Source organism: Nocardioides eburneus (genome assembly GCF_040838215.1).
In the GTDB taxonomy this organism is placed as follows: Bacteria; Actinomycetota; Actinomycetes; order Propionibacteriales; family Nocardioidaceae; genus Nocardioides; species Nocardioides eburneus.
Genome location: NZ_JBFPJR010000015.1, coordinates 16,783 through 38,526, shown reverse-complemented (window position 1 = coordinate 38,526; position 21,744 = coordinate 16,783). Strand labels below are relative to the sequence as shown.

Sequence of the window (21,744 nt, the reverse complement as noted above, 5' to 3'; positions counted from 1 at the left end):
GAAGAGACTGCGCATATGTGCATCCTTCATCGTTCAAGCATTGAAGAATAGGATGCCATCATGGCCGATCCTGACCACCATCCGGTCCCGCCTGCTCGCAGAGCGCGCCGAAACGGCAGCCATGAGCTGGTCGTCGATGCCCTTCGCGCGCACGGGCCGTCCTCCCAGGCGGCGCTGGCCCGGGCCACCGGCCTGTCGCCGGCCACCGTCAACAACGTCGTACGGGTCTTGCAGGAGGAGGGGGTCGCGACCGTCGGGGCGCGCAACGGGCGGCAGTCGGTCGTCACGCTCGCCGGGTACAACGGGGCCGTGGCCTCGGTGCAGGTCAATGTCTCCGGTGTACACGCCACGCTGTTCGACTTCGCCCGCCAGGCGAGGTACGACGAAACGGTGGTCTTCGGTGAGTCCTCCACCGATCAAGGGGGAGATCCATCGATCGTGGTCGACCTGATCGATGCGCTTGTTGGCCGCGCCGGTATCCGCGTGAAGGAGCTCGCCGGCGTCGCGGCGGCGATGCAGGGGCCGGTGTCAACGCAGAACGGCCAGCTCCTGTCCTGGGCGCGGCTGCAGATGCCGCACTGGAAGGACGTATCGGTCGCGGCCGCGCTCAAGGAACGCCTCGGCGTGCCGGTGCTCGCCGAGAACGACGCCAACCTTGCCGCACTCGCTGAGTGGACGTGGGGTGCGGGTCGAGGAAGCTCGCACTTCGTCTATGTCATGTGCTCGGCCAATGTCGGCGGCGGCATCGTGGTCGACGGCAAGCTGCAGCGTGGCGGCGACGGTATGGCCGGGGAGATCGGACACATGGTGCTCGAAAAGGATGGCCCCGTGTGCTTCTGCGGCAGCCGCGGCTGCCTGACCACGTACCTCTCCGAGCGCTCGATCTTGCTGGCGCTCGCTGGTTCGGGCTCGGCGAAGGGCTCCCTCGAGGAGGTGGTCGAGGCCGCCCGGCGGGGTGACGGGGCCTGCGCCCGGGTCCTGTTCGAGGCTGGCCACTATCTCGGCCGCGCGCTGGCGAACACCGCAAAAGTGCTAGCCCCCAACGTCATCGCCATCGGTGGCGCCTTCGGACGCGGCGGCTCGCTGGTCTTCGAGAGCCTTCGATCCTCAGTTGAGCTCAACAGCCTGATCGCGGTCTCGCCCTCGATCAGGATCCGCAACGCCGAACTGTGGGAGGACGGGGTCGTCCTCGGCGGCCTCGCCGGCGTCCTCAGCGCCGAGGGCCGCGGCTTGAGCGAACTGCCCTCTTGGGCGAAGCAGTCCGATCCCACCGCCCACCTTCCCATAAATCATTCGTAATCTGAACGGTCAACGGAACGCTTCTTGACGAATTCGACAGGAAAGGGAGAATCGACTCGTGCTCGTGTGAGCGCGGACACATCTGACTACGTCGAGGAGACCTCAATGCCGAGGACCCATGCGGCTCCTGCCCGCTCGAATCCGAACCGCGCAACGAGGCTCGAGATGACGGCGACCGAGGAGGAGCGCACCTCGGTCTCGTCGGGTCTGTTCCTGCGGCTGACCGCCATGATGCTGCTGGAGTTCGTGGTCTTCGGGTCCTGGTTCGCGACGTTCGGCCTCATCCTGGCGACCCACGGTCTCGCCGGCACCATCGGGCACGCGTACTCGCTGGCCGCGGTCGCCGCCATCGTGTCCCCGATGTTCCTCGGGTCGCTCGGCGATCGCTTCGTGCAGTCGCAGAAGGGTCTCGGTGCCGCCCACCTCGCCGGCGGCGCGACGATGCTGCTGTTGCCGGCAGCGGTCGCCCACCGAGGCGGCGGTCTCACCCTCACACTGATCTTCGTCTACATGCTGTTCTTCCAGCCCACTCTGGGGCTGACGAACCACATCGCCTTCCGACACCTCGGCACGCACCAGCGCCTCTTCCCCTACATCCGGGTCTTCGGCACGCTCGGCTGGTTCATCGCCGGCCAGGCCGTCGGATGGATGGGCCTGTCGGCCTCGCCGAGGCTGTTCTTCGTGACGGCCGGAGTCAGCCTCGCCTTCGGCCTCTACGCCTTCACTCTGCCGCGGACGCAGCCGCCGGCGAAGGGGGTGCGGTTCCAGATCGGCGACGTCGTGGGAGCCAAGGCGTTCACGCTGTTCAGGCATCGCAACTTCGCGGTGCTGATGGTCTGCGCGCTCTTCACTGCCGTCGCCCTCGGCGTCTACAACACCTACGCCTCGCCGTTCCTCGGTGCTCTGGGCGTGCACGATGTGGCCAGCGTGCTCTCGCTCGGCCAGGCCTCCGAGGTCGCGTTCATCGTCACCATCCCCTGGGTGCTGCGCTACATCGGCATCAAGTGGGCCCTGTTCTCCGGCATGGTGATGTGGTCGGTGCGGCTGGCTCTGTTCATCGTGGCCGCCGGTACGCACGACTGGGTTGCGATCCTCGCCATCGCGCTCCAGGGGATCTGCAACGACTTCTTCCTCGTGCTGGCCGCCATGTACATCGGCACGGTTGCGCCGGTGCGCCTCTCGGCACAAGCCCAGGGCATGCTCATCCTGATCACCTCGGGGATCGGCCAGTTCATCGGTGCGGAGCTCTCGGGCCGCCTGTACGACGCCACGGTGGCCAAGCACCCGGCAAGCGACCTCGGCCAGTGGACTGCGTTGTGGATCCTGCCGGTCGTCTCCGGGCTGGTCGCGGCCGTGATCTGGGCGGCCTTCTTCCGGCATGGTCGTAGCGCCGAGGTCGTGCGCTACCACGACGACGCCTCCGCTGAACTGGTGGTCGGAGGATGACCGGAGCCCTTGCCTTCTGCATCCGAGGCCGCAGCCAGCGGCTCGGCCTGCGAGAGCTGCGCGGTCCGACCGCCTGAACCGGCGCACGTCCCCGGACAGCGCCTGCGCTCAGACGCGCCCGGCACCTACCGGGCGACCGCTCAACACTTCGAAGGACAGATCTATGTTCGACAACTTCCTCATCCGACCGGACAGCCTGCGCAACGAGGTGCAAGACGGCGAGGTCATCGGCTTCACACTCGCCGTCCGACACGCCAACTACCGCGGTTGCTACCTCTCCTTGCACAACGGCTACTTCCTCGAGGTGGACGGGACGACGTACCCGCGCTCCAGCCAGACGTTCGAGGTCAACGGTCGCGAACCTCGCTCGTTCGAGGCACTCCGCACCGCCGTTTGGGAGCACTGGGACTACGACGACGAAGGTCTGCTGCACGTGGCAGCCCCAGGAGGGCTTGCCCCCGGGGAGCACATCGTCCGACTGCAGCAGTCCGTCCTGGCCGCATACGGCTATCTGCCCACCGACGAGGAGTGGGTGACGAACCCTCCGGAGCCAGGCACCGGCGCCGGCTCCGACAAGACCCCACAGATCGTGAGCTACCGGCTCACGCTGACCGAACCCGAGATGAGCCGATGACCATGAAGCGCGGAGTATCGCTCTACAGCTACCAGCAGAGCCAGTTCTTCAAGGAGCTCGATCTCGAGGCACAGATCCGCGAGGTCGGCCAGAACCTCGGCGGCGCTACAGGCATCGAGCTCATCGACGAGATGTCGTTGCACTACCCCGATCCGGGTCCGGAGTTCCTCGCCCGGTGGCACCACTGGATGGATGAGTACGGCACCCGGCCGGTGGCAATGGATGTCGGCATGGACGTCTTGCAGTTCCGGGACCACGTCATGACGCACCGCGAGTGTGCCGACCGCCTCATCCACGACATCCGGCTCGCGAAGTCGCTTGGATTCGGCATCGTTCGCACCCTCTCAGTGGTGCCGATCGACATCATGGAGATGGCTCTCCCCATCGCCGAGGAGCTCGACATCAGGCTCGGCAAGGAGATCCACCAACCGATGAGGCTGGAAGGACAGCAGGTCGCCGAGATCATCGAGCTCGCCGACCGCACGGGCAGCAGCCACCTCGGCATCGTGCCCGACCTGGGCATCTTCCAATTCAAGCTCTCCCAGGCGCAGCTCGCCTGGTTCGGGCGCCGCGGCGCCCAGCAGAGCGCCCAGGACGCCTCCGTCGAACTGGCCCTCGGCATCCGCGACGGCAGCGCACCCTTTGATCACACCGGTCTGTTCGCCCACACCGCGGGCAACCTGCGCTCCGACTTCGCCCGCTACCTCTCCTCCGGCACAGCGCCGGCCGACGAACTGAGCGCGTTCGAAGGCGTCAAGACATGGACCGACGAGCGGGTCGATGCCCCCGGAGCTATCGACTACACCGTCGTAGCCGAAGCGTTGATGTTCTCCCACACGTCCGCGGACAGGCTGCGCGAGCTGGCGCCGTACGTCACCCACGTGCACGGCAAGTTCAACCACATGTCCGAGGTGCCCGGCCGGCCGGGTCAGTACCACGACGACGCGATCGACTACCCCGCGGCGATCGGTGCACTCAAGGCCGGTGGGTTCGACGGCTACGTCAATTCCGAGTACGAGGGTCAGCGCTACTGGCAGGACCGCACTGTCGACGACCTGCAGTCCGAGGTCGAGCAGGTGCGCCGTCACCAGGAGATGTTGACGAGGTTGATCGCGGCATGACCACCTCTCAGACGGATGCAGCCGACTCCATGCGCTTGGTCGCGTACGTCGGCAGCTACGCGCACGGCCCCGGCGCGGGCCCCGGCGGCATCGACCTCGTCGACATCACCGCCGACGGCACCACAATGACGCACCGTGCGCACTGTCCGGCACCGGAGCAGGCCGGCTATCTGGTCTACTCGGCCCAGCACCACACCCTCTACGCCGTCGACGAACGCAAGACCGACGGGCGTGGTCCGGTCGGCCCCGCCGCCGCAGTGCACGCGTTCAAAGTGGACCCTGAGGACGGGGCGCTCAACCCGCTCAACAGCCTCGTCGCCCCCGGTCCCTTCCCGACGTACCTCTGCGTCGCGCAGGACGGCAGGGCGCTGGTCAGCGCCAATCACGGGAGCTTCGACCATGTCGAACGCATCGTCAAGCACGACGACGGCTGGGGCGTCGAGTACGTCTACGACGACTCCAGCCTCATCCTCTTCGACCTCGAGGCCGACGGCCGGCTGGGTCGGATCGTCGACGTGCACGTCTTCTCCGAGGGCGGCACCGACCCCAACAGCTCGCCACAGGCTGCCGGCCACGGGCAGGCCAGCGGCCACGCCCATTGTGCGGTCATCGACCCAACCGGCCGGTACGTCGTGGTGTGCGACAAAGCCGCCGACCGCATCACCGTGTTCACACTCGGCCCGACACTGCGGGAGGTCAGCCGGGTGCAGTTCCCGCCCCAGACAGGCCCCCGTCACCTGGCGTTCGACCCGACCTCGAGCAGGGCCTACGCCACCTGCGAGTTCTCCTCCACGCTCGTCTCGCTGCACTTCGATGCCGAGACCGGTTCCTTCGCTCGGATCGCCCAGGTTCCTACGATCGCGGCCGACTACGCCGGACCCAACGAGCCCGCCGACCTCCGCGTGCACCCGTCCGGACGGTGGGTCTATGTCAACAACCGCGGCGAGGACAGCCTCGCCTGGTTCCGCGTGGGTCCCGATGGCGGGCTGGCGCGGGTGGGCCACACACCGCTGGTTCACTCGCTGCACCCGGGAGTCGCGGCACGCAGCTTCACCCTCGCCCCCGACGGTCGGTTCCTGCTCATAGCTGACCGGCCGGCGAACGTCGTCCGCTCCTATGCCATCGACGAGTCCACCGGCGACCTCAGCGTGCTCGCTGCCATCAAGGTCGCCGATCCGGCGTTCGTCGCGCTCGTGGAGCTGGCCTCGTGAACGGCGCTCGCATGCCCCTGCGAGTGGCGATCATCGGATCGGGCATGATCGCGGCGGCCCATCTGCGCGCCGCGAGGGATGCGGGTGCGACCGTCGCCGGGATTCTCGGGTCCAGCGCCGAGCGCTCGGCCCAGGCAGCGGACGAGTGGGGGATCGCAACCGGCTATCCCGGTCTGGAGGCTCTTCTCGCAGACCGACCGGATGTGGTGCACATCTGCACCCCGAACTGGACGCATGCCGACTACGCCGAGGCGCTGGCCGCGGCGGGCGTCCACCTGGTCGTCGAGAAGCCGGTGGCGGCTACCGTGCCGGACGCCGAGCGCGTCGTCGCGGCCGTCGAGCGCGCCGGGGTCGTCGCGGCCGTGCCGTACGTCTACCGCTACCACCCGCTGGTGCGGGAGATTCGGGCGCGACGGCTGGCGGGGGAGTTCGGCGACATCGCACTGGTCCACGGTTCCTACCTGCAGGACTGGGTCCTCTCGCCCGACGCCTCGACCTGGCGCATCGACCCGTCATTGGGAGGCGCCTCACGCGCCTTCGCCGACATCGGATCGCACTGGTGCGACCTGGCCGAGTTCGTCTCGGGGGAGACCTTGACCAACGTCATGGCGACCACCACGATCACCTATCCCACCCGACCGGCCGGTTCCACACCGTCCTTCGGTGGCACCTCCGCGGGAGTGGACCGCGTTCCGGTACAGACCGAGGACATCGCGGTGGCGACGTTCCGCACCGCTCGAGGGATCAGCGCCAACACCGTCATCTCGCAGGTCTCCGCCGGCCGAAAGAACCGGCTCTGGCTGGAGATCGACGGCACGCTCCGATCTGCGGTCTTCGACCAGGAGCGACCGGAGTCGGTCTGGCTCGGCACTCAGGACGGCGCGATGGAGCTCCGCCGCGGCGAGGGCAGCGTCGCTCCCGACCAAGCGCGCTTGAACCGCACGCCTCCCGGCCACCCGCAGGGGTGGACCGACGCCTTCGCGGCCTTCGTCGCGGACACCTACGACGCCGTACGCGGCGCGCAGCCTGAAGGCCTTCCGACGGTTGTCGATGGACTGCGCTCGGTGCGCATCGTCGACGCCGTCCTCGAGTCCGCGCGCAGCGGAGAATGGAGGATCCTGTGACCACCACGAGTGAGTCGACCCACCCCGTCACCTTGTTCACCGGACAGTGGGCCGACCTGCCGTTCGAGGAGGTCGCGCGGCTGGCGGCTGGCTGGGGCTACGACGGGCTGGAGATCGCCGCCTCGGGCGATCACCTCGACCTCGAGCGGGCCGACGTCGACGACGCCTACGTGGCCTCGCGGTTGGAGATCCTCGATCGGCACGGCCTGCAGGTACACGCCATCTCCAACCATCTGACCGGGCAGGCGGTCTGCGACGACCCGATCGACTTCCGCCACCAAGCCATCGTGCGCCCCTCGACCTGGGGCGACGGCGACCCGGAGGGGGTGCGCCAGCGCGCCGCCGAGGACATGAAGCGCTCGGCCCGGGTGGCGCGCAGGCTCGGGGTGGATGTCGTCGTGGGGTTCACCGGCTCGAAGATCTGGCCCTACGTCGCCCAGTTCCCGCCGGTCCCGGCCTCGGTGATCGAGGCCGGCTACGAGGACTTCGCGACCCGGTGGAACCCGATCTTGGACGTCTTCGACGAGCAGGGCGTCCGCTTCGCCCACGAGGTGCACCCCAGCGAGATCGCCTACGACTACTGGTCCAGCGTGCGCACCCTCGAGGCGATCGACCGCCGCGAGGCGTTCGGCTTCAACTGGGACCCCTCCCACATGATGTGGCAGCACATCGACCCGGTCGGGTTCATCTGGGACTTCCAGGACCGGATCTACCACGTCGATTGCAAGGACACCCGGCTCCGCCCGGCCAACGGGCGGGCAGGCGTCCTCGGATCGCACCTGCCCTGGGGTGACCCGCGTCGCGGCTGGGACTTCGTCTCCACCGGACACGGCGACGTTCCGTGGGAGGACGCCTTCCGTGCCCTGGATGCGATCGGCTACAAGGGGCCCATCTCGATCGAGTGGGAGGACGCCGGCATGGACCGACTCCACGGCGCCGCCGAGGCCCTCGACCACATCCGCTCGCTGCTGTGGAAGCTGCCCCAGGCCAACTTCGACGCCGCCTTCAGCAACCAGTGAGTGCACCCATGGAGCCACTCACCTACCCCTGCCTCACCTGCGACACCACGAACGGAACACTGCAATGACCGACATCTCTCAGAAGCGGTACGACGCGCTTGTCATCGGCTCCGGCGCCACCGGCAGCATCGCCGTCAAGGAACTGACGGAACGGGGCCTGGACGTCCTGCTCCTCGAGGCCGGCCGCGACATCTCCGACGCCGACTTCGAACCGCTTCCGCCCACACCGCCGGCGGCGATGAGCATCAGCCTCGGCGGCCGGGTCCGAGCCAGCCTCAAGGGTCAGTACGTCCAGGCCCGGCGCGCGATGTACCAGGCGCAGAAGGACAAGTTCCTGGTCAACGACCTCGAACACCCTTACGCCACCGAGGGCGGCGACTTCCTCTGGATCCGAGGCCAAGTGCTCGGTGGGCGCCTGCACTCCTACGGTCGCGTTCTGTTGCGTGCCTCAGACCATGAGTTCAAGGCCGCCAGCCACGACGGCCACGGGGTCGACTGGCCCATCTCGTACGCCGACGTCGAGCCGTACTACGACCGCATCGAGCAGTTCCTCGGCATCTACGGCAACGCGGACGGCGTCGAGAACCTGCCCGACGGCAGGTATCGCGGCCCGTCGCTCCTGACCGAGGCCGAGGAGCAGTTCAAGAAGACGGTCGAGGGACGATGGGCCGACCGGCGGGTGGTGGGCTGGCGCTACGCCGCCCCGAACCTCCACCGCGTCCCGCTCGGCATCGTCGCCGCCCGCCAGACCGGTCGCCTCACGACGCGCACCGATGCCATCGTCTCGAGGGTCACGATCGATCGTGCCACCGGGCGTGCCGACGGAGCAGTCTTCATCGACCGGCACACGAAGCGCGAGGAGCGCGTGTACGCCGACGCCGTCATGGTCTGCGCCTCGCCGATCGAGTCGATCCGGCTGCTTCTCAACTCCGCCACCGACGGTCATCCCGACGGCCTGGCCAACTCGTCGGGGCTACTCGGCCGCTACTTCATGGACCAGACCCCCAGCTTGCTCTTCGGTGACGACCCGGACCACCCCGGCTTCGAGGTAGTCGACCCTGCGCCGGCGGACCCTTACTATCCGCCGGTCGGTGGCGTCTACGTGCCCCGGTTCGAGAACGTCGACGGCGTCACGAACCCCGGCTTCGCCCGCGGCTGGGCGGTACAGGGCACGATCGGCCGGCTGCCGGTGCCCGACGGGCACCCGGGCGTCGTCGGCCTGATGGGCTTCGGCGAGATGCTGCCTTACTACGACAACCGGGTGAGCCTGCACTCACGGCGCAAGGACCGCTGGGGGATCCCGATTCCGCGCATCCGCCTCTCGATCACCGACAACGAGCGCGCGTTGATGCGTGCCCAGGTCACGGGGCTGCGCGAGATGGCAGAGGCCGCCGGAACGAAGGTCAGCTTCGTCGGCTCTGCACTGGGTCTGGACTCGAAGAAGGTGTGGCCCAATGCCGATCCGATCAGCCGGGCGATCTTCATTCTCGGCTTCAAGAAGAGCATGGCCATGGGTGCCGCGATTCACGAGTGCGGCGGCGCCCGCATGGGCAGCGACCCGGCGACGTCGGTGCTCGACGAACACAACCGGGCATGGGACGTGCCAAACCTGTATGTGACTGACGCGAGTAGCTACGTCTCCAATGGTGCGGTCGGTCCGACGCTGACGATCATGGCGCTCACCGCCCGAGCGGCCGAGCACCTGGCCGAGAGCCAGGCCCGCAGTGGCGCCTGACACCTCGCGTCGATCGAATTGCCCACTTCACCCGAGCCAGGTCCCCGCCGGCGCGCCCCAGCACTCCACGGGACGCTTACCCGCACCATGATGACGCCGCGTTGCGGGCCGAGCGAGGTGCTCTGAAGGGTCAGGGCCCGGCCGTCACCATAAACTCGGCACTTCACCGTTCCCCAGACCCCTCCAGAACGGTCGAGACAGCGGTAACCTGAGGGCTGAATCTGTTCGCGGTTCTGGACATCTGCCCAGGTCGGAGCACACTTCGGTCGAGTGAGGGCCAGTCGGGTCGAGACTATCTGGCATCCCTCAAGGCCCCTGGAATTTTGAGAAGGCCAGGGGTTCGAATCCCCTCAGCTCCACCGAGTGAAGCCCCTGGGTGACTTGCGGAAACGCAACGGTCACCCGGGGGCTTCGTCGTTCTCGGCTGCGCCTCTCATTCTCGTGGCCCTCGGATCTTGAGGGCCGGCCGTCGCCGTCGGCTGGGTCGTCGGCCCTCATTGAGGTGAGCACGGTTCGCCGAGAGACACTTGGGGCGGTGGCATATCTTCCGTACAATCGCCGTACGACTTCAGGAGGTGTTGTATGGCGACGGCAACGAAGGCTCGCGCGAAGGGCAAGAGCGAGCGGATCGAGGCGCGCGCGACGGCGCACGAGGCTGCGGTGATCGCCCGTGCGGCTGAGCTGAGCAACTCGACGGTGTCGTCGTTCGTGGTCGGGGCGGCGGTGGCGAAGGCCGAGACGGTGGTGGCGCGTGCTGGGCACACGCTGATGCCGGCGGAGCAGTTCAACGCGATGATTGCGGCCCTGGACGATGCGACCCCGATCGATGAGATCGTCGCGCTGGCGAAGCGGCCGCGCCGGATCACGCGTCGGTGAGCGCCCGGGAGCCGGAGTTCCTCACCGAATTGCTCGGCCCGACCCATGAGCTCGACGCGTTCGACAGTGGCGAGGCGGAGACCGACGAGTGGCTCCGCGGCCATGCGCTGCGGACCCAGCAACAGGGAAGCGCGCGAACACGGATTCTGAGGTCCCCTGACAGCCAGCGAATCCTCGGCTTCTATGCGGTTGCGCCGCACGACACCCATCGCGAGGACCTGCCTGGGAGTGCGGCCGGTGGACTCACGACCGTGCCGGGCTATCTGCTCGCGCAGCTGGCTGTCGACCGCTCCCTGCAGGGCCAGGGCGTCGGGGCGGAGTTGCTGCTGGATGCGATGGAGACCATCGTGATCGCGGCTGAGGCGGCGGGTGGCCGGCTGATGGTCGTTGACGCCCTCCGTGGGGAGGTGCTGGCCTTCTACGAGCGGTTCGGGTTCATCCGGATCGGGACGACGCTGCGCCTATACATGAAGATCTCTCGGATCCGTGCCGCCTTGGAAGCCGCCGGCCGGTGACGGGGGGCAAGACGCGTGGCCCCCTGGTGGCCCCCGCGCCCAAGATCCGGGTCCGGCGATGCAATCGCTTCAACGCCGGTTAAGTGCACGTAAGCGTGGCGCGCGGAGCACGATGCGCCTTCGCAATGAGAAGGCCAGGGGTTCGAATCCCCTCAGCTCCACCAAAGGTTCGTTTCGAACCACCGCGGAGGCGGGCCACAACGGCCCGCCTCCGTCTGTTTCTGGGGGGCTCGCGGTTAGTGGCGCGGATCGATCGGCGACAGCCACAATGGGGCGATGGCGTCCGACCTGAACTACGACGTGGTCGGTGGCACGCAGGTTGCCTCTCCGCTCTGGTCCGCTCGTCCAGTCGGCTATCGGCGTCACGAACGGACCGTTGACGTTGGCAGCGACGACCGATGGGAGTCACTGTCGGAGGCGGTCCTCGGTTGGGCGGTGAAGACGCGTAGCGGCTTCGCTGTGAAGCCCCAGAATGGCGAATCGCCGGCGGTGCGGCCGGGGGCGGAGTTCGTATTGGTCGCGCACCTCGGCGTCGCGTCTGTCGTCGAGCCGGTGCGCGTGATCGAGGTCGTGACAACCGACGGGCGTTGTGGCTTCTCGTACGGAACTCGCAGCGGGCACCCTGTACGCGGCGAGGAGGCGTTCGTGATCCATCGCTCTGCGGGCCGGGTCTTCTTGACGCTGAGGTCGCTTACTCGCGCCGGCGACGGCTTTTGGCGCGCGGCCTATCCGGCGGCCCTGGTCGCGCAGCGGTGGTACCGCTGGCGGTACCTCCGCGCCTTGCGTAGGTAAGCGAGCGCTGCCCTTCGGTCGCGGCGCGTCACGGCACGCGAGGATTGACGCGCCGTCCTCGCTCGACGGTCCTCTGCGCCTGTATGGCCGGCCACGACGAGGTCTCCGTCTCGCGCGGCCTGGACGACGATGCACCGGATGACCGGGAGGACGCTGTCGTTGCTTGTTGTCGTTCCAGCAGACTGGCACTTCAGCTGGGAGGTGGCGCTGATGCGTTGGGTTGACTTCGAAGCGGCCGCACCGAGGCTTGCCGCTCTGGGGAGGGAGAGGCTGCTCGCACCAGGCGTGGTTCTGGTCGGCACGATCCGCCGCGACGGTAGTCCGAGGATCAGCCCGGTCGAGCCGTTCGTGCTCGACGGTGAGTTATGGCTCTCGATGCTGTGGGGCTCGCACAAGGCGGGAGACCTGGCCCGCGACCACCGGGTTCTGGTGCACAGCATCGTCACGAACCGCGACGGCAGGGCCGGGGAGTTCAAGGTGCGCGGGCAATGCCGCGCAGAAGAAGACCGCGGCGTGCAGGAACGCTACGCGGAGGCGGTGTCAGCTGCCCTTGGGTGGCAGCCAGACCTCGGGAGGGTTCACTTGTTCGCGGTCGACATCCAGTCCGTTTCCTATCTGCGCTACGACGACGCCACGGGTGACCAGTTCACCGTGCTGTGGCCGCGAGGCCGCGAGTATGTGCGAAGAGGTACCGGTGGCACCAGCCTCGGTCCACCCGAGCCGGCGGACTTGGGGCTGCTTGCGCCATAGCGCCCCGAGCGTGCAGCCGCGAAGGCGCGACCAACGGCTCCGGCCGCGGGAGCGCACGCGGACGGTCGGAGACGTGTTGTGGGCAGGTTCAAGGGGCCGGGGAACGCCGTCTGGTGAATGGGGGTGTCCCTATGGGGTTCGTCAAGCCGCGAATGGTGATCGGGTCTCGTAGAGGGTGCCGTTGCGGAGCATGGCGTGGAGTACGTCGACGCGGCGGCGCGCCAGGCAGATGAGCGCAGCGTTGTGCTTCTTCCCGGCGGCGCGTTTGCGGTCGTAGTAGGCCCGGCTGGTCGGGTCAGACAGCGCCGCGAAGGCGGCGAGGAAGAACGCTCGTTTGAGCTGTTTGTTCCCGGCCCGGCTGGGGTGCTCGCCTCGGATCGAGGACCCCGATCGACGGGTCACTGGCGCCAGCCCGGCGTAGGCGGCCAGATGGCCAGAGGTGGGGAAGGCTGACCCGTCGCCGACCTCGAGCAGGATGCGGGCTCCGGTCCTGACGCCGATACCGGGCATCGAGGTCAGGACCTTGGCAAGAGGGTGCGCATCGAGCATCTCCTCGATCTGCTGTGCGGCTTGGCGGCGTTGCGCGAGCAGGCCGCACAGTTGGGTGGCGAGCTGCGGCAGCACCAACTCGGCGGCACGGCTGCCGGGCACGTTGACCGACTGTTCGGTCAACGCCCGCGCCACGTCCTCGACGAGCCGCTCGTAGCTGCGCGGGGCTCGTGGCTTGGTGACCGCGCTCAGTTGACGCCGGCTGGCCTTCGCCAAGCCTTGAGGTCCGCCGAAGCGGGAGCAACTTGAGCACCGCCGGGTGCTGGATCCGGGGTCCCAGCACCCGCTCCAACCCTGGGTTGACCTGCGTCAACAAGCCGCGGATCCGGTTGCCGACCCGGGTGACTTCGCCGGCCAAGTCGTCGTCGAACCCGACGATCACCTCCAAGTCGGCCAGGGCCTCATCGTCGGTGTCGACCCGACGCAGCGCGTGTGGCATCGACCGGGCCGCCTCGGCGATGACGTAGGCATCGCCGGTGTGCGCCGGAGGGGCGAAGGGGCCGGGGAACGCCGTCTGGTGAATGGGAGGGCAGGTCAGTGACCATCAGGCGGGTTGGGACGGCTACGTGCGAAAGGCGGGACCGTGCGGGTGCCCTCGGGAGACGGCGCTCGCCGGTCAGCCCGTGATGGCGTCGCCGAGGAGCTCGGTGGCGGCTTCGTGGACGAGCGCCGCGACGGTCGAGACGGCTTCGGAGCCGGCCTCGCTGTGCTCCCGGTAGCGGAGCACGATCCGGCGGGTCCCGAGCCCGGGGACGTCGACCGCCTCGACCCCCTCCGGCAGCTCTCGCGGGATCGCGAGGGCGGGCAGCAGCGTGATGCCCTCGCCGGCGGCGATGAGCGCGAGCGCGGTCTGGTTGTCCTGGAACCGGTGGACGGGCGCGCCGGTGCTGCCGAGCATGCGGCGCACGCGCCTCACCGCCTGCCGGCTCGCCGACGCCGCGTCGACACCGAGCCAGCGGAGGCGATGGCGGCTGAGATCGGTGGGGTCGGAGGAGAGCAGCGTGCCCGTGGGGACGACGAGCTTCCACGGCTCGTCCAGGAGCGGCAGTTCGCGCAGCCCGCGGGGGAGCAGGCGGACCGGCTCTCCGGTGTCGAACTCGAGCACGGCGACGTCGATCTCGTCGGACCGTAGCGCTCGCACGAGGAGGTCGCGATCGTCCTCGACGAGGTCGAGGTGGAGCAGGGGATAGAGCTCGCGCCACTGGGCGAGGCGCGGCACGACCACCTTCATCAGGAAGCTCTGGAACGACCCGATGCGGACGGTTCCGGTCGGGTCCTCGTCCTCGCTGGCGAGCCGGTTCTGAGCGAGATCGAGCGCGCGCTCGATGGACTCGGCCGCCTCCACGAGCGTCCGGCCCGCCGGGGTGAGGACCGCGCCGCGGGGCGTCCGGGAGACCAGGCTCTGACCGGTCTCCACCTCGAGACGGGCAAGCTGCTGGGACACCGCGGAGGGCGTCACGGAGAGTTCGTCGGCGGCCGCCAGGACACCGCCCGTTCGCGCGATGGCCAGCAGGAAGAGAAGCCGGCGAGGGTCGATCTTCACATTCAGGGATGCTAAAGGCGGAGTAGAGCGAAGTGCAATTGATCTTAAGCGATGGGAAGCCTCACCATTGACCTCGTCGCCGGCTCGGAACGGCGCTTCTGTCTTTGTGGGCGTTTGAGTCTTGTGAGTGAGGAACCCTTGGTCGCGGCAGCTCTCGGCTGGCTCGGGACGATCGGCACGTTCGTGGCCTACTTGCTGTTGGTGCGGGGGCGCATCAACGCTGCGTCGACCTCGTACGCCGCCATGAACGTCGGCGGCAGCATGCTCGCCGGCACGGCCAGCTGCTACTACCACGCCTGGCCGAGCGTGGCCTCCAACATCGTGTGGGGCGCTGTCGGTGTCCACACCCTGCTCGTGGCGCTGAGCCGGCGGGCGTCGCTCTTGCGCGCCCGCCGCCGCGCCGCACGGGCGGCAGCGAACGGGGTGCACCGCCGTGCGATCCTGCGGGTCCGTCGCCGACCGCTGGCGGCGACGGCCCCGGGTCCGAGCTGTCCGCAGCCGCGACGCGAGCGGACCGGTCCCGGGAGCGCTGCTCGTCGGCGTACGCGCCAGGCAGCCGACCTCGTGCGCTGAAGAGACGGCCAGCCGTTCTCCCGCACGCTGCACTCGTGAGCGCGGACGGTGGCCGCCTCATGGACGACGTCAGAGCCCCTCCGATCAGGCGATCGGAGGGGCTCTGTTCGTGGGATGTCTTGGTCAGCGAGGACATCGTGGAGGCGGAGGTCAGGCCACCTCCTGCCAGGGGTTGTGCTCGGCGAGGATCCGGTCGACGCGGGCCTGGTCGAGGCGGGCCGCCAAGTACTGCGTCTCCTGGGCGTCGCGCACGCACTTGGCGAGCGTGAAGGACGACGTCGTCAAGAAGACGGTCGCGAGGGCGAGGAACGCCTTGGGCCACGGGTCGCCCGGCAGGTAGCAGATGGCGACGAGGGTCGTGAGCAGGGCGAGACCGAACGAGATGGCCGCCTGGACGAAGAATGCGGTGGTGTTCTTGGAGGTGGGCGTGTGAGATTCCATGCCGACCATCTCAGCGGTCGTGAGGCCAGCCGGGCATCGGTACGGATACTCAGTTCCGGGCCGACGTGCGCCGGAGGATGCGACACTGCGGCCTGTGATCTCGTGGATCCCGTCGACCGGGTCGGCGCAGGGGACGCCGTCGGCGGCCGCGGACGCCGTGGAGAGCCGGCTGTTCCGCGCCCTCGCCGTGCTGCGCCTCGTGGTCCTGGCGAACACGGTCGCGCTGAGCATCCATCGTGCCGACACGTTCGACCGACCGGTGGTCGGCGTGCTCGGCGTCGCCGCGATGATCGTGTGGACGGGCGTCGCCGTGTGGGCGTACGCCGAGCCGCGGCGTCGTAGGTTCCCGCTCCTCGCCGCCGACCTGGCGCTCGCCGTCGGCCTGCTGCTCCTGTCGCCGGTCGCGAAGGGTGCCGACTTCACCGCGAGCCTGCCCGGGTTCTGGATCCTCGGCGCGCTCTTCGCCTGGGCGATCCACGAACGCACGGTCGGCGGGCTGGTCGCCGGCGCCCTGCTGGCGGCCGTCGACCTCGTCCAGCGACAGCACGTCGGAGATTCCGACTATGGCAACGCCTTCCTGCTGGTGATCGGTGGGCCAATCGTCGGGTTCATGTGTGGATCGCTGCAGTCGATGGCTGCCGAACGGGACGCCGCCGAACGAGCCGCCGCGGCGGCGGCCGAGCGTGCCCGCCTGGCCCGCGTCGTTCACGACGGCGTCCTGCAGGTCCTCGCGCTGGTCGCCCGTCGCGGTCGCGAGCAGGGCGGCGAGGCCGCCGCCCTCGGTGAGCTGGCCGCCCGGCACGAGCGCGAGCTGCGAGGCCTGATCCGTGCGGACGGCGACGCCACCACGGCGCCGCAGGGCGTCACGGTCGACCTGGTCTCCGAGCTGACCGCGTTGGAGCGGGGGACCGTCACGGTCTCGACCCCAGGACGCGTGGTGAGGCTTCCGGCGCCGACCGTGCACGAGCTGGTCGCCGCCGTCCGGGCCTGCCTCGACAACGTCCGGCGCCATGTCGGCGAGGACGCTCCGGCGTTCGTGCTCCTCCAGGCGTTCCCCGACCGCGTCGAGGTATCGGTGCGCGACGACGGTCCGGGGATCCCGGCGGGTCGGCTCGCGGAGGCCGCCGCCGAGGGGAGGCTCGGCGTCGCCGAGTCGATCCGGGGACGGGTCGCGGCTCTCGGCGGCCGCGCCGAGCTGGTGACCGGCTCCTTCGGCACCGAGTGGGAGCTCGTCGTCCCGCGGACCGACCTGCGTCCGGTCGAGGGGCGGAGCGGCGGACGGAGGAGAGAGGCATGAGCCAGACGGAGCCGGCGTCGCCGGTCCGGGTCATGGTCGTCGACGACCATCCCCTGTGGCGAGACGCGGTCGAGCGTGACCTGACCGAGGCCGGGCTCGACGTGGTCGCGGTTGCCGGCAACGGCCGCGAGGCGCTGGCGCGGTTCCCGGCCGCGCGCCCGCAGGTCGTCGTCCTGGACCTGCAGATCCCGGAACCTGACGGGGTGCAGGTCACCGCGGAGGTCGTACGCCGCGACCCCTCCGCCCGGGTGCTGGTCCTCTCGGCGTCGGGTGAGCACGCCGACGTGCTGGCGGCCGTGAAGGCCGGGGCGACGGGCTACCTGGTGAAGTCCGCCTCGCGGGAGGAGCTGCTGAGCGCCGTACGACGTGTCGCGCAGGGGGAGCCGGTCTTCACGCCGGGGCTCGCCGGGCTGGTGCTGGGGGAGTTCCAGCGCAGGTCCGACTCGGAGAGGTCGCGACCGGGCGAGCCGCGGCTGACCGAGCGGGAGACCGAGATCCTGAAGATGGTCGCGAAAGGGCTGTCCTACCGTCAGATCGCGGAGCGGCTCGTGCTGTCGCACCGCACGGTGCAGAACCACGTGCAGAACACGCTGGGCAAGCTGCAGATGCACAACCGGGTCGAGCTCACCCGCTACGTGCTGGAGAACGGTCTGGATGCCGAGTAGCCCGCTCATGCGCCCGTCGCCGGGCAACGCGCCAGGCGGTCAGAGAGGCACGGGACGGTAGGGGTCGTCGGCGTACTCGCCGCCGAGCTGGCGATGGAGGCTGTGCAATCCGGCGGTCGTGGCGGCGCGCTCGTCCGGGTCGAGCCGGTCGAGGATGCGGGCGAGCTCGGCGCGCCGGCGGGTGACGACCTCGGTGACCAGGGTGCGGCCCTTGGTGGTGAGCTCGAGCGTGACGATGCTGCGGTTCGACGGATCGGTGCCGCGAGAGAGGTGGCCGGAGGCGTTGAGCCGGTCGGCGAGCCGGGTCACGGTCGAGCCCACGACGCCCAGGGCCTGCGCGCACTGGGTCGACGTCGACCGACCGTGCTCCTGGAGCGCGAGGAGTAGGCGGAACTGCGGGAGCGACATCTCGAGGCCCTCCACACTCCGGAGCGCCACGCCGACGAGGTCACGGGTGGCGACCTCGAAGGCGAGAAGCTCCGCCATGGTCGTCGAGCCGTCTGCGGTGGTGTCCTGCGGGTCCGTCGACATGCACCAAGTATTGCAGAGCGCAAGGGCTGTTCCGGCCGCGTCGCAGGTCGCGGCCGCGACTTGCTCACGGCAAGCCTTGCGATCGGCAAGCACGAGGGCGAGACTCGGGAGTGGAGCGGATCCAGGGCGGAGGCGACGCAGATGTGCCAGGTGGGTGCTGAGCTCCGTCGCGTGCGGCGCGACCCAGGTCGCCGTACGGCGCTGCCCGACGAGGAGCAACGATGACCCGCGTCGCGCGCGTCTACGACGCACCCGCCCCCGGTGACGGAACCCGCGTCCTCGTCGACCGGCTCTGGCCCCGCGGCGTCCGCAAGGACGATCCGCGGATCGACCGGTGGTGGCAGGAGCTCGCGCCGTCGACGGAGCTGCGAACCTGGTTCAATCACCGTGCGGACCGGTTCGAGGAGTTCACGGCGCGCTATGAGGAGGAGCTGGCGGCCGAGTCGATCCGGGACCTCCTGGCCGAGGCTCGCAAGATCGACCGTGGCGACGGTCTGACCCTGCTCACCGCGACCAAGGACACGACCGTCTCTCACGTGACCGTCCTGGCCGACGTCATCGACCGGTGGCACCGCTGATCGAGCGGGGGCCGTCTCGCCGGTGGAGGCGGGCGTGCCGCGAAGGGGTGTGCGGCACGCCCGCGTCTGTGGGGTCGCCGCTCAGCGGGAGCGGGGCCGGGTCGCGAAGGTCGTGTACGACGCCGCCGTGTGCGGCATCGCGGCCAGTTCGCGCAGGTCGGCGGCCGTAGGGGTCCACGCGAGTGCCGTGCTGTTGGCGACGACCTGCTCGGGGCTGCTCGCCCCGGCGATGATCGAGGCCACCTCGGGCTGCGCGGCGAGATAGCCGATCGCCAGGGTGGCGGGCGTGATCGACCGAGCGCGGGCGAACGCCTCCAGGCGCTCCAGCACCGTCCGATCCGTCTCTGCGTGGGCGTGCGCGGGGGAGGCGGCCGGGTGGCCGTCGTACGCGCTGCGGACCTGCTTCGTGCCGGCGCCGAGGCGACCGGAAGCGAGCGGGAAGTAGGGGAGCAGGCCGATGTCGCGCTGGCGGCAGGTAGGGACGAGCTCCGTCTCGGCGCTGCGGTTGTAGAGTGAGTATTCGTCCTGGACCGTCACGAAGCGCCGTGAGCCGCGCATGGCCGCGATGTCGTCGGCCGTCGCGACCTCGTCGGCCGTGAGGTTCGAGGAGCCGATCGCCCGGACCCAGCCCTCGTCGACGAGCTCCGCCATGGCGGCGATCGTCTCGGGGAGCGGCGTGACGCGGTCCGGGGTGTGCAGCTGGTAGAGATCGAGGTAGTCGGTCCCGAGCCGGCGCAGGCTCGCCGCGAGAGCGCGGCGCAGGTAGCGCTTCGACGCGCGCGCGTGCTCAGGGCCGTTGCTGCCGTTCATGGACATGCCGAACTTCGTCGCGACGACGACCTGCTCGCGTCGCCCGGCGATCGCCCGGCCGAGGCACTCCTCGCTGGCGCCGAGGCCGTAGGCGTCCGCGGTGTCGAAGAACGCCACCCCGCGGTCCAGGGCAGCGTCGACGATCCGGGTGGCCTGCTGCGCATCCACGCGGGAGCCGAAGGCCCGGCAGCCGACACCGACCCGGGGGAGGGTCACGTCGGTCTCGCCCAGTCGTCGCCGCTCAGCCACGGCCTCTCCAGCGGGCGCTCGCCGGCGGGTGGCCCACGGCGACCAGGGTGACCGTGAACGTCCGCAGGCAGGAGCGGCAGCTCCAGTCGATGTCGTCCTCGGTCGGCACCAGGTCCGTGTCGCCGCAGTATGGGCAGTGCACGAACTCCAGGTCGGGGCTCATCGCAGCTCGGCCTCGTCCACGCGGCGCGCCCAGGAGGCGAAGCTGTCGTCGGGCAGTCGCTGGTCGGCGTACCGGCGAAGCACGCGCTCGAGGTAGTCGGGCAGCTCCGCGGCGGTGGAGCGCAGCCCGCGGACCTTGCGACCGAACCCCACCTCGGCGGTGAGGCTGCCGCCGAGGGTGATCTGGAAGCCCTCGACCGGCTCGCCCTCGTCCGTGGTCACGATCTGGCCGCGCAGGCCGATGTCGCCGGTCTGGATCCGGGCACAGGAGTTGGGGCAGCCGTTGATGTTGATCGTCACCGGGAGGTCCCAGCCGGGAAGACGGCGCTCGAGCTCCTCGATCACGGTCGCGGCGCGGCCCTTGGTGTCGACGATGGCGAGCTTGCAGAACTCGATGCCCGAGCACGCCATGACCTGGCGGCGGAACCCGCTCGGTCGGGACGGCAGGCCGAGGGCGTCCAGCCTCGTCGCGAGCGCCTCGACCCGGTCACCGGGGACGTCGAGGACGATGAGCTTCTGCTCGATGGTGGTGGCGACCCGGCCCGAGCCGTGCTGCTCGGCGGCGTCGGCCACCTGCTGCAGCAGGGTCCCGGACATCCGGCCGGTCCGCGGAGCGAGTCCGAGGTAGTAGCGCCCGTCCTTCTGCCGGTGGATGCCGACGTGGTCGCGGTAGGGCGAGGTGGGCGGCTGCGGTGCGACGCCGTCGGGCAGCGGCTCCTTGAGGTACTCGGTCTCGAGGACCTCCCGGAACCGCTGCGGACCCCAATCGGCCATGAGGAACTTCAGCCGCGCCTTGCCGCGCGAACGCCGGTAGCCGTAGTCGCGGAAGATCGACGTCACGCCGACCCAGACGTCGGCGACCCGGTCGGCGGCCACGAACACGCCGACGCGCCGGCCGAACATCGGGTTGGTCGACAGCCCGCCGCCGACCCAGAGGTCGAAGCCGGGCTCGCCGTCGGGGCCCACCACCCCGACGAAGGCGACGTCGTTGATCTCGTGGATGGTGCAGTGCTGCGCGCAGCCCGACACGGCGGTCTTGTATTTGCGCGGCAGGTTGGAGAAACGGGGGTCGCCGACGTACGGCGCCAGGCTCGCCAGGGCCGCGCTGCCGTCGATGACCTCGTCCTCGGCGACCCCGGCGACGGGGCAGCCGAGCATGTTGCGCGGGGTGTCGCCGCACGCCTCGGTCGTGGAGAGGCCGACCGCCTCGAGACGTCCCCAGATGGCCGGCACGTCCTCGATGCGCACCCAGTGGAGCTGGATGTTGTGGCGGTTGGTGATGTCGGCGGTGTCGCGGGCGTACTGCGTGGAGACCTCGCCGATGGTGCGCAGCTGCTCGGTCGTCAGGCTGCCGCCCGGGATCCGCACTCGGAGCATGAAGAACTCGTCCTCGAGCTCCTCGGGGGACAGTGACGCCGTACGGCCGCCCGGGATGCCCTGCCGGCGCTGGGTGTAGAGGCCGTACCAGCGGAAGCGCCCGCGCAGGTCGCTCGGGTCGATCGAGGCGAAGCCCTGGTGGGCGTAGCGGTCGAGGACACGCTCCTTGACCCGGAGGCCATCGTCGTCGCGCTTGAACCGCTCGGTGGCGTTGAGCGGTTCGTGATAGCCCAGCGCCCACTGTCCTTCGCTGCGTGGCCGCTTCGGCGCTCGCGCGGGACGGCCCGAAGGCTCGGTCATGGTCGGCTCCCTTCGCCTACGGCTTGCTGTCGACAAGAATTGCACAAGGCAAGAGTTGGTGGTGGAGTGGCCGCGATGCGAGACCGACGGTTGGTGGAATGGTTCCGCGTCACGCCCGGTTGTCGCCGGTGACGGTGTGACCGGCGC

General features: G+C 69.5%; 22 protein-coding genes and 1 pseudogene. 16 read left to right on the top strand and 7 right to left on the bottom strand.

Features of this window, described 5'->3' with window-relative positions; all coding sequences use genetic code 11:
* The first annotated feature begins 60 nt into the window (after positions 1–60).
* The 12 genes from AB3X52_RS10340 (at position 61) to AB3X52_RS10285 (ending at position 12,522) form a co-directional block, all read left to right on the top strand.
* Positions 61–1,299 carry an ROK family transcriptional regulator gene (locus AB3X52_RS10340; protein ID WP_367993942.1) on the top strand — a complete coding sequence of 413 codons (1,239 nt, stop codon included), beginning with the start codon at positions 61–63 and terminating at the stop codon, positions 1,297–1,299.
* Positions 1,300–1,464: 165 nt separating this feature from the next.
* On the top strand, positions 1,465–2,745 hold the full coding sequence (locus AB3X52_RS10335; RefSeq protein WP_367993940.1) for an MFS transporter: 1,281 nt from the start codon (positions 1,465–1,467) through the stop codon (positions 2,743–2,745).
* Positions 2,746–2,908: 163 nt separating this feature from the next.
* Positions 2,909–3,379, top strand: a complete 471-nt coding sequence (locus tag AB3X52_RS10330; RefSeq protein ID WP_367993938.1) for a C-glycoside deglycosidase beta subunit domain-containing protein — start codon at positions 2,909–2,911, stop codon at positions 3,377–3,379.
* Entirely contained in the window at positions 3,376–4,500 is a 1,125-nt protein-coding gene (locus AB3X52_RS10325) for a sugar phosphate isomerase/epimerase family protein (RefSeq protein WP_367993936.1), read from the top strand. The genes AB3X52_RS10330 and AB3X52_RS10325 overlap by 4 nt, the downstream gene beginning before the upstream one ends.
* Positions 4,497–5,711, top strand: a complete 1,215-nt coding sequence (locus AB3X52_RS10320; protein ID WP_367993934.1) for a lactonase family protein — start codon at positions 4,497–4,499, stop codon at positions 5,709–5,711. The genes AB3X52_RS10325 and AB3X52_RS10320 overlap by 4 nt, the downstream gene beginning before the upstream one ends.
* Before the next feature lie 11 nt (positions 5,712–5,722).
* Positions 5,723–6,835 (top strand): Gfo/Idh/MocA family protein, encoded by a 1,113-nt coding sequence (locus tag AB3X52_RS10315; RefSeq protein ID WP_367993932.1) that lies wholly within the window; start codon positions 5,723–5,725, stop codon positions 6,833–6,835.
* Positions 6,832–7,854: a sugar phosphate isomerase/epimerase family protein gene (locus AB3X52_RS10310; protein ID WP_367993930.1), complete on the top strand. Its 1,023-nt coding sequence runs from the start codon at positions 6,832–6,834 to the stop codon at positions 7,852–7,854. Before AB3X52_RS10315 ends, AB3X52_RS10310 begins: the two co-directional genes overlap by 4 nt.
* Positions 7,855–7,918: 64 nt before the next feature.
* On the top strand, positions 7,919–9,589 hold the full coding sequence (locus AB3X52_RS10305) for a GMC oxidoreductase (protein ID WP_367993929.1): 1,671 nt from the start codon (positions 7,919–7,921) through the stop codon (positions 9,587–9,589).
* 582 nt (positions 9,590–10,171) lie between these two features.
* Positions 10,172–10,465 carry a type II toxin-antitoxin system TacA family antitoxin gene (locus tag AB3X52_RS10300; protein ID WP_367993927.1) on the top strand — a complete coding sequence of 98 codons (294 nt, stop codon included), beginning with the start codon at positions 10,172–10,174 and terminating at the stop codon, positions 10,463–10,465.
* The gene (locus tag AB3X52_RS10295) at positions 10,462–10,980 is read left to right on the top strand and encodes a GNAT family N-acetyltransferase (protein WP_367993925.1); all 519 of its coding nucleotides are present in this window, start codon (positions 10,462–10,464) and stop codon (positions 10,978–10,980) included. Before AB3X52_RS10300 ends, AB3X52_RS10295 begins: the two co-directional genes overlap by 4 nt.
* A 276-nt stretch (positions 10,981–11,256) precedes the next feature.
* Positions 11,257–11,772 (top strand): DUF1990 domain-containing protein, encoded by a 516-nt coding sequence (locus tag AB3X52_RS10290; RefSeq protein WP_367993923.1) that lies wholly within the window; start codon positions 11,257–11,259, stop codon positions 11,770–11,772.
* 138 nt (positions 11,773–11,910) lie between these two features.
* Positions 11,911–12,522 carry a pyridoxamine 5'-phosphate oxidase family protein gene (locus tag AB3X52_RS10285; RefSeq protein WP_367993921.1) on the top strand — a complete coding sequence of 204 codons (612 nt, stop codon included), beginning with the start codon at positions 11,911–11,913 and terminating at the stop codon, positions 12,520–12,522.
* Between the two features lie 141 nt (positions 12,523–12,663).
* Here the strand turns inward: AB3X52_RS10285 and AB3X52_RS10280 are convergent.
* Together AB3X52_RS10280 and AB3X52_RS10275 are read right to left on the bottom strand one after the other, a co-directional pair.
* A pseudogene (locus tag AB3X52_RS10280) lies at positions 12,664–13,543 on the bottom strand (IS110 family RNA-guided transposase); the annotation flags it as partial.
* Positions 13,544–13,687: 144 nt separating this feature from the next.
* On the bottom strand, positions 13,688–14,614 hold the full coding sequence (locus AB3X52_RS10275; RefSeq protein WP_367993919.1) for a LysR family transcriptional regulator: 927 nt from the start codon (positions 14,612–14,614) through the stop codon (positions 13,688–13,690).
* 138 nt (positions 14,615–14,752) lie between these two features.
* On the opposite strand from AB3X52_RS10275, the gene AB3X52_RS10270 reads away from it, so the two are divergent.
* The gene (locus AB3X52_RS10270) at positions 14,753–15,187 is read left to right on the top strand and encodes a CBU_0592 family membrane protein (RefSeq protein ID WP_367993918.1); all 435 of its coding nucleotides are present in this window, start codon (positions 14,753–14,755) and stop codon (positions 15,185–15,187) included.
* Positions 15,188–15,337: 150 nt separating this feature from the next.
* On the opposite strand, the gene AB3X52_RS10265 is transcribed toward AB3X52_RS10270, so the two are convergent.
* Complete coding sequence (locus tag AB3X52_RS10265) at positions 15,338–15,628, bottom strand: YiaA/YiaB family inner membrane protein (protein WP_367993916.1); 291 nt, start codon at positions 15,626–15,628, stop codon at positions 15,338–15,340.
* Positions 15,629–15,722: 94 nt separating this feature from the next.
* Between AB3X52_RS10265 and macS the strand changes: the two genes are divergently transcribed.
* On the top strand, positions 15,723–16,925 hold the full coding sequence (gene macS / locus AB3X52_RS10260) for a MacS family sensor histidine kinase (protein WP_367993915.1): 1,203 nt from the start codon (positions 15,723–15,725) through the stop codon (positions 16,923–16,925).
* Positions 16,922–17,590 carry a response regulator gene (locus AB3X52_RS10255; protein WP_367993913.1) on the top strand — a complete coding sequence of 223 codons (669 nt, stop codon included), beginning with the start codon at positions 16,922–16,924 and terminating at the stop codon, positions 17,588–17,590. The genes macS and AB3X52_RS10255 overlap by 4 nt, the downstream gene beginning before the upstream one ends.
* 39 nt (positions 17,591–17,629) lie before the next feature.
* Here the strand turns inward: AB3X52_RS10255 and AB3X52_RS10250 are convergent, their stop codons facing one another.
* Positions 17,630–18,121 (bottom strand): MarR family winged helix-turn-helix transcriptional regulator, encoded by a 492-nt coding sequence (locus AB3X52_RS10250; RefSeq protein WP_367993911.1) that lies wholly within the window; start codon positions 18,119–18,121, stop codon positions 17,630–17,632.
* Positions 18,122–18,342: 221 nt separating this feature from the next.
* On the opposite strand from AB3X52_RS10250, the gene AB3X52_RS10245 reads away from it, so the two are divergent.
* On the top strand, positions 18,343–18,699 hold the full coding sequence (locus AB3X52_RS10245) for a DUF488 domain-containing protein (protein ID WP_367993909.1): 357 nt from the start codon (positions 18,343–18,345) through the stop codon (positions 18,697–18,699).
* Positions 18,700–18,780: 81 nt separating this feature from the next.
* Here the strand turns inward: AB3X52_RS10245 and AB3X52_RS10240 are convergent, their stop codons facing one another.
* Genes AB3X52_RS10240 through AB3X52_RS10230 form a run of 3 tightly spaced genes read right to left on the bottom strand, consistent with a single transcriptional unit; the run spans position 18,781 to position 21,597 of the window.
* A complete protein-coding gene (locus tag AB3X52_RS10240) occupies positions 18,781–19,758 on the bottom strand; it encodes an aldo/keto reductase (protein ID WP_367993907.1) in 978 nt (325 codons plus the stop codon).
* On the bottom strand, positions 19,751–19,921 hold the full coding sequence (locus AB3X52_RS10235) for a hypothetical protein (protein ID WP_367993906.1): 171 nt from the start codon (positions 19,919–19,921) through the stop codon (positions 19,751–19,753). The genes AB3X52_RS10240 and AB3X52_RS10235 overlap by 8 nt, the downstream gene beginning before the upstream one ends.
* Positions 19,918–21,597, bottom strand: a complete 1,680-nt coding sequence (locus AB3X52_RS10230; protein ID WP_367993904.1) for a nitrite/sulfite reductase — start codon at positions 21,595–21,597, stop codon at positions 19,918–19,920. Before AB3X52_RS10230 ends, AB3X52_RS10235 begins: the two co-directional genes overlap by 4 nt.
* Positions 21,598–21,744: the final 147 nt, after the last annotated feature.

Excerpts from the sequence above, each read along its gene's own strand:
- AB3X52_RS10340 (WP_367993942.1), top strand. The coding sequence starts at position 61 with ATGGCCGATCCTGACCACCATCCGGTCCCGCCTGCTCGCAGAGCGCGC.
- AB3X52_RS10335 (WP_367993940.1), top strand. The coding sequence starts at position 1,465 with ATGACGGCGACCGAGGAGGAGCGCACCTCGGTCTCGTCGGGTCTGTTC.
- AB3X52_RS10330 (WP_367993938.1), top strand. The coding sequence starts at position 2,909 with ATGTTCGACAACTTCCTCATCCGACCGGACAGCCTGCGCAACGAGGTG.
- AB3X52_RS10325 (WP_367993936.1), top strand. The coding sequence starts at position 3,376 with ATGACCATGAAGCGCGGAGTATCGCTCTACAGCTACCAGCAGAGCCAG.
- AB3X52_RS10320 (WP_367993934.1), top strand. The coding sequence starts at position 4,497 with ATGACCACCTCTCAGACGGATGCAGCCGACTCCATGCGCTTGGTCGCG.
- AB3X52_RS10315 (WP_367993932.1), top strand. The coding sequence starts at position 5,723 with ATGCCCCTGCGAGTGGCGATCATCGGATCGGGCATGATCGCGGCGGCC.
- AB3X52_RS10305 (WP_367993929.1), top strand. The coding sequence starts at position 7,919 with ATGACCGACATCTCTCAGAAGCGGTACGACGCGCTTGTCATCGGCTCC.
- AB3X52_RS10300 (WP_367993927.1), top strand. The coding sequence starts at position 10,172 with ATGGCGACGGCAACGAAGGCTCGCGCGAAGGGCAAGAGCGAGCGGATC.
- AB3X52_RS10290 (WP_367993923.1), top strand. The coding sequence starts at position 11,257 with ATGGCGTCCGACCTGAACTACGACGTGGTCGGTGGCACGCAGGTTGCC.
- AB3X52_RS10285 (WP_367993921.1), top strand. The coding sequence starts at position 11,911 with ATGACCGGGAGGACGCTGTCGTTGCTTGTTGTCGTTCCAGCAGACTGG.
- AB3X52_RS10265 (WP_367993916.1), bottom strand. The coding sequence starts at position 15,628 with ATGGAATCTCACACGCCCACCTCCAAGAACACCACCGCATTCTTCGTC.
- AB3X52_RS10255 (WP_367993913.1), top strand. The coding sequence starts at position 16,922 with ATGAGCCAGACGGAGCCGGCGTCGCCGGTCCGGGTCATGGTCGTCGAC.
- AB3X52_RS10250 (WP_367993911.1), bottom strand. The coding sequence starts at position 18,121 with ATGTCGACGGACCCGCAGGACACCACCGCAGACGGCTCGACGACCATG.
- AB3X52_RS10245 (WP_367993909.1), top strand. The coding sequence starts at position 18,343 with ATGACCCGCGTCGCGCGCGTCTACGACGCACCCGCCCCCGGTGACGGA.
- AB3X52_RS10235 (WP_367993906.1), bottom strand. The coding sequence starts at position 19,921 with ATGAGCCCCGACCTGGAGTTCGTGCACTGCCCATACTGCGGCGACACG.
- AB3X52_RS10230 (WP_367993904.1), bottom strand. The coding sequence starts at position 21,597 with ATGACCGAGCCTTCGGGCCGTCCCGCGCGAGCGCCGAAGCGGCCACGC.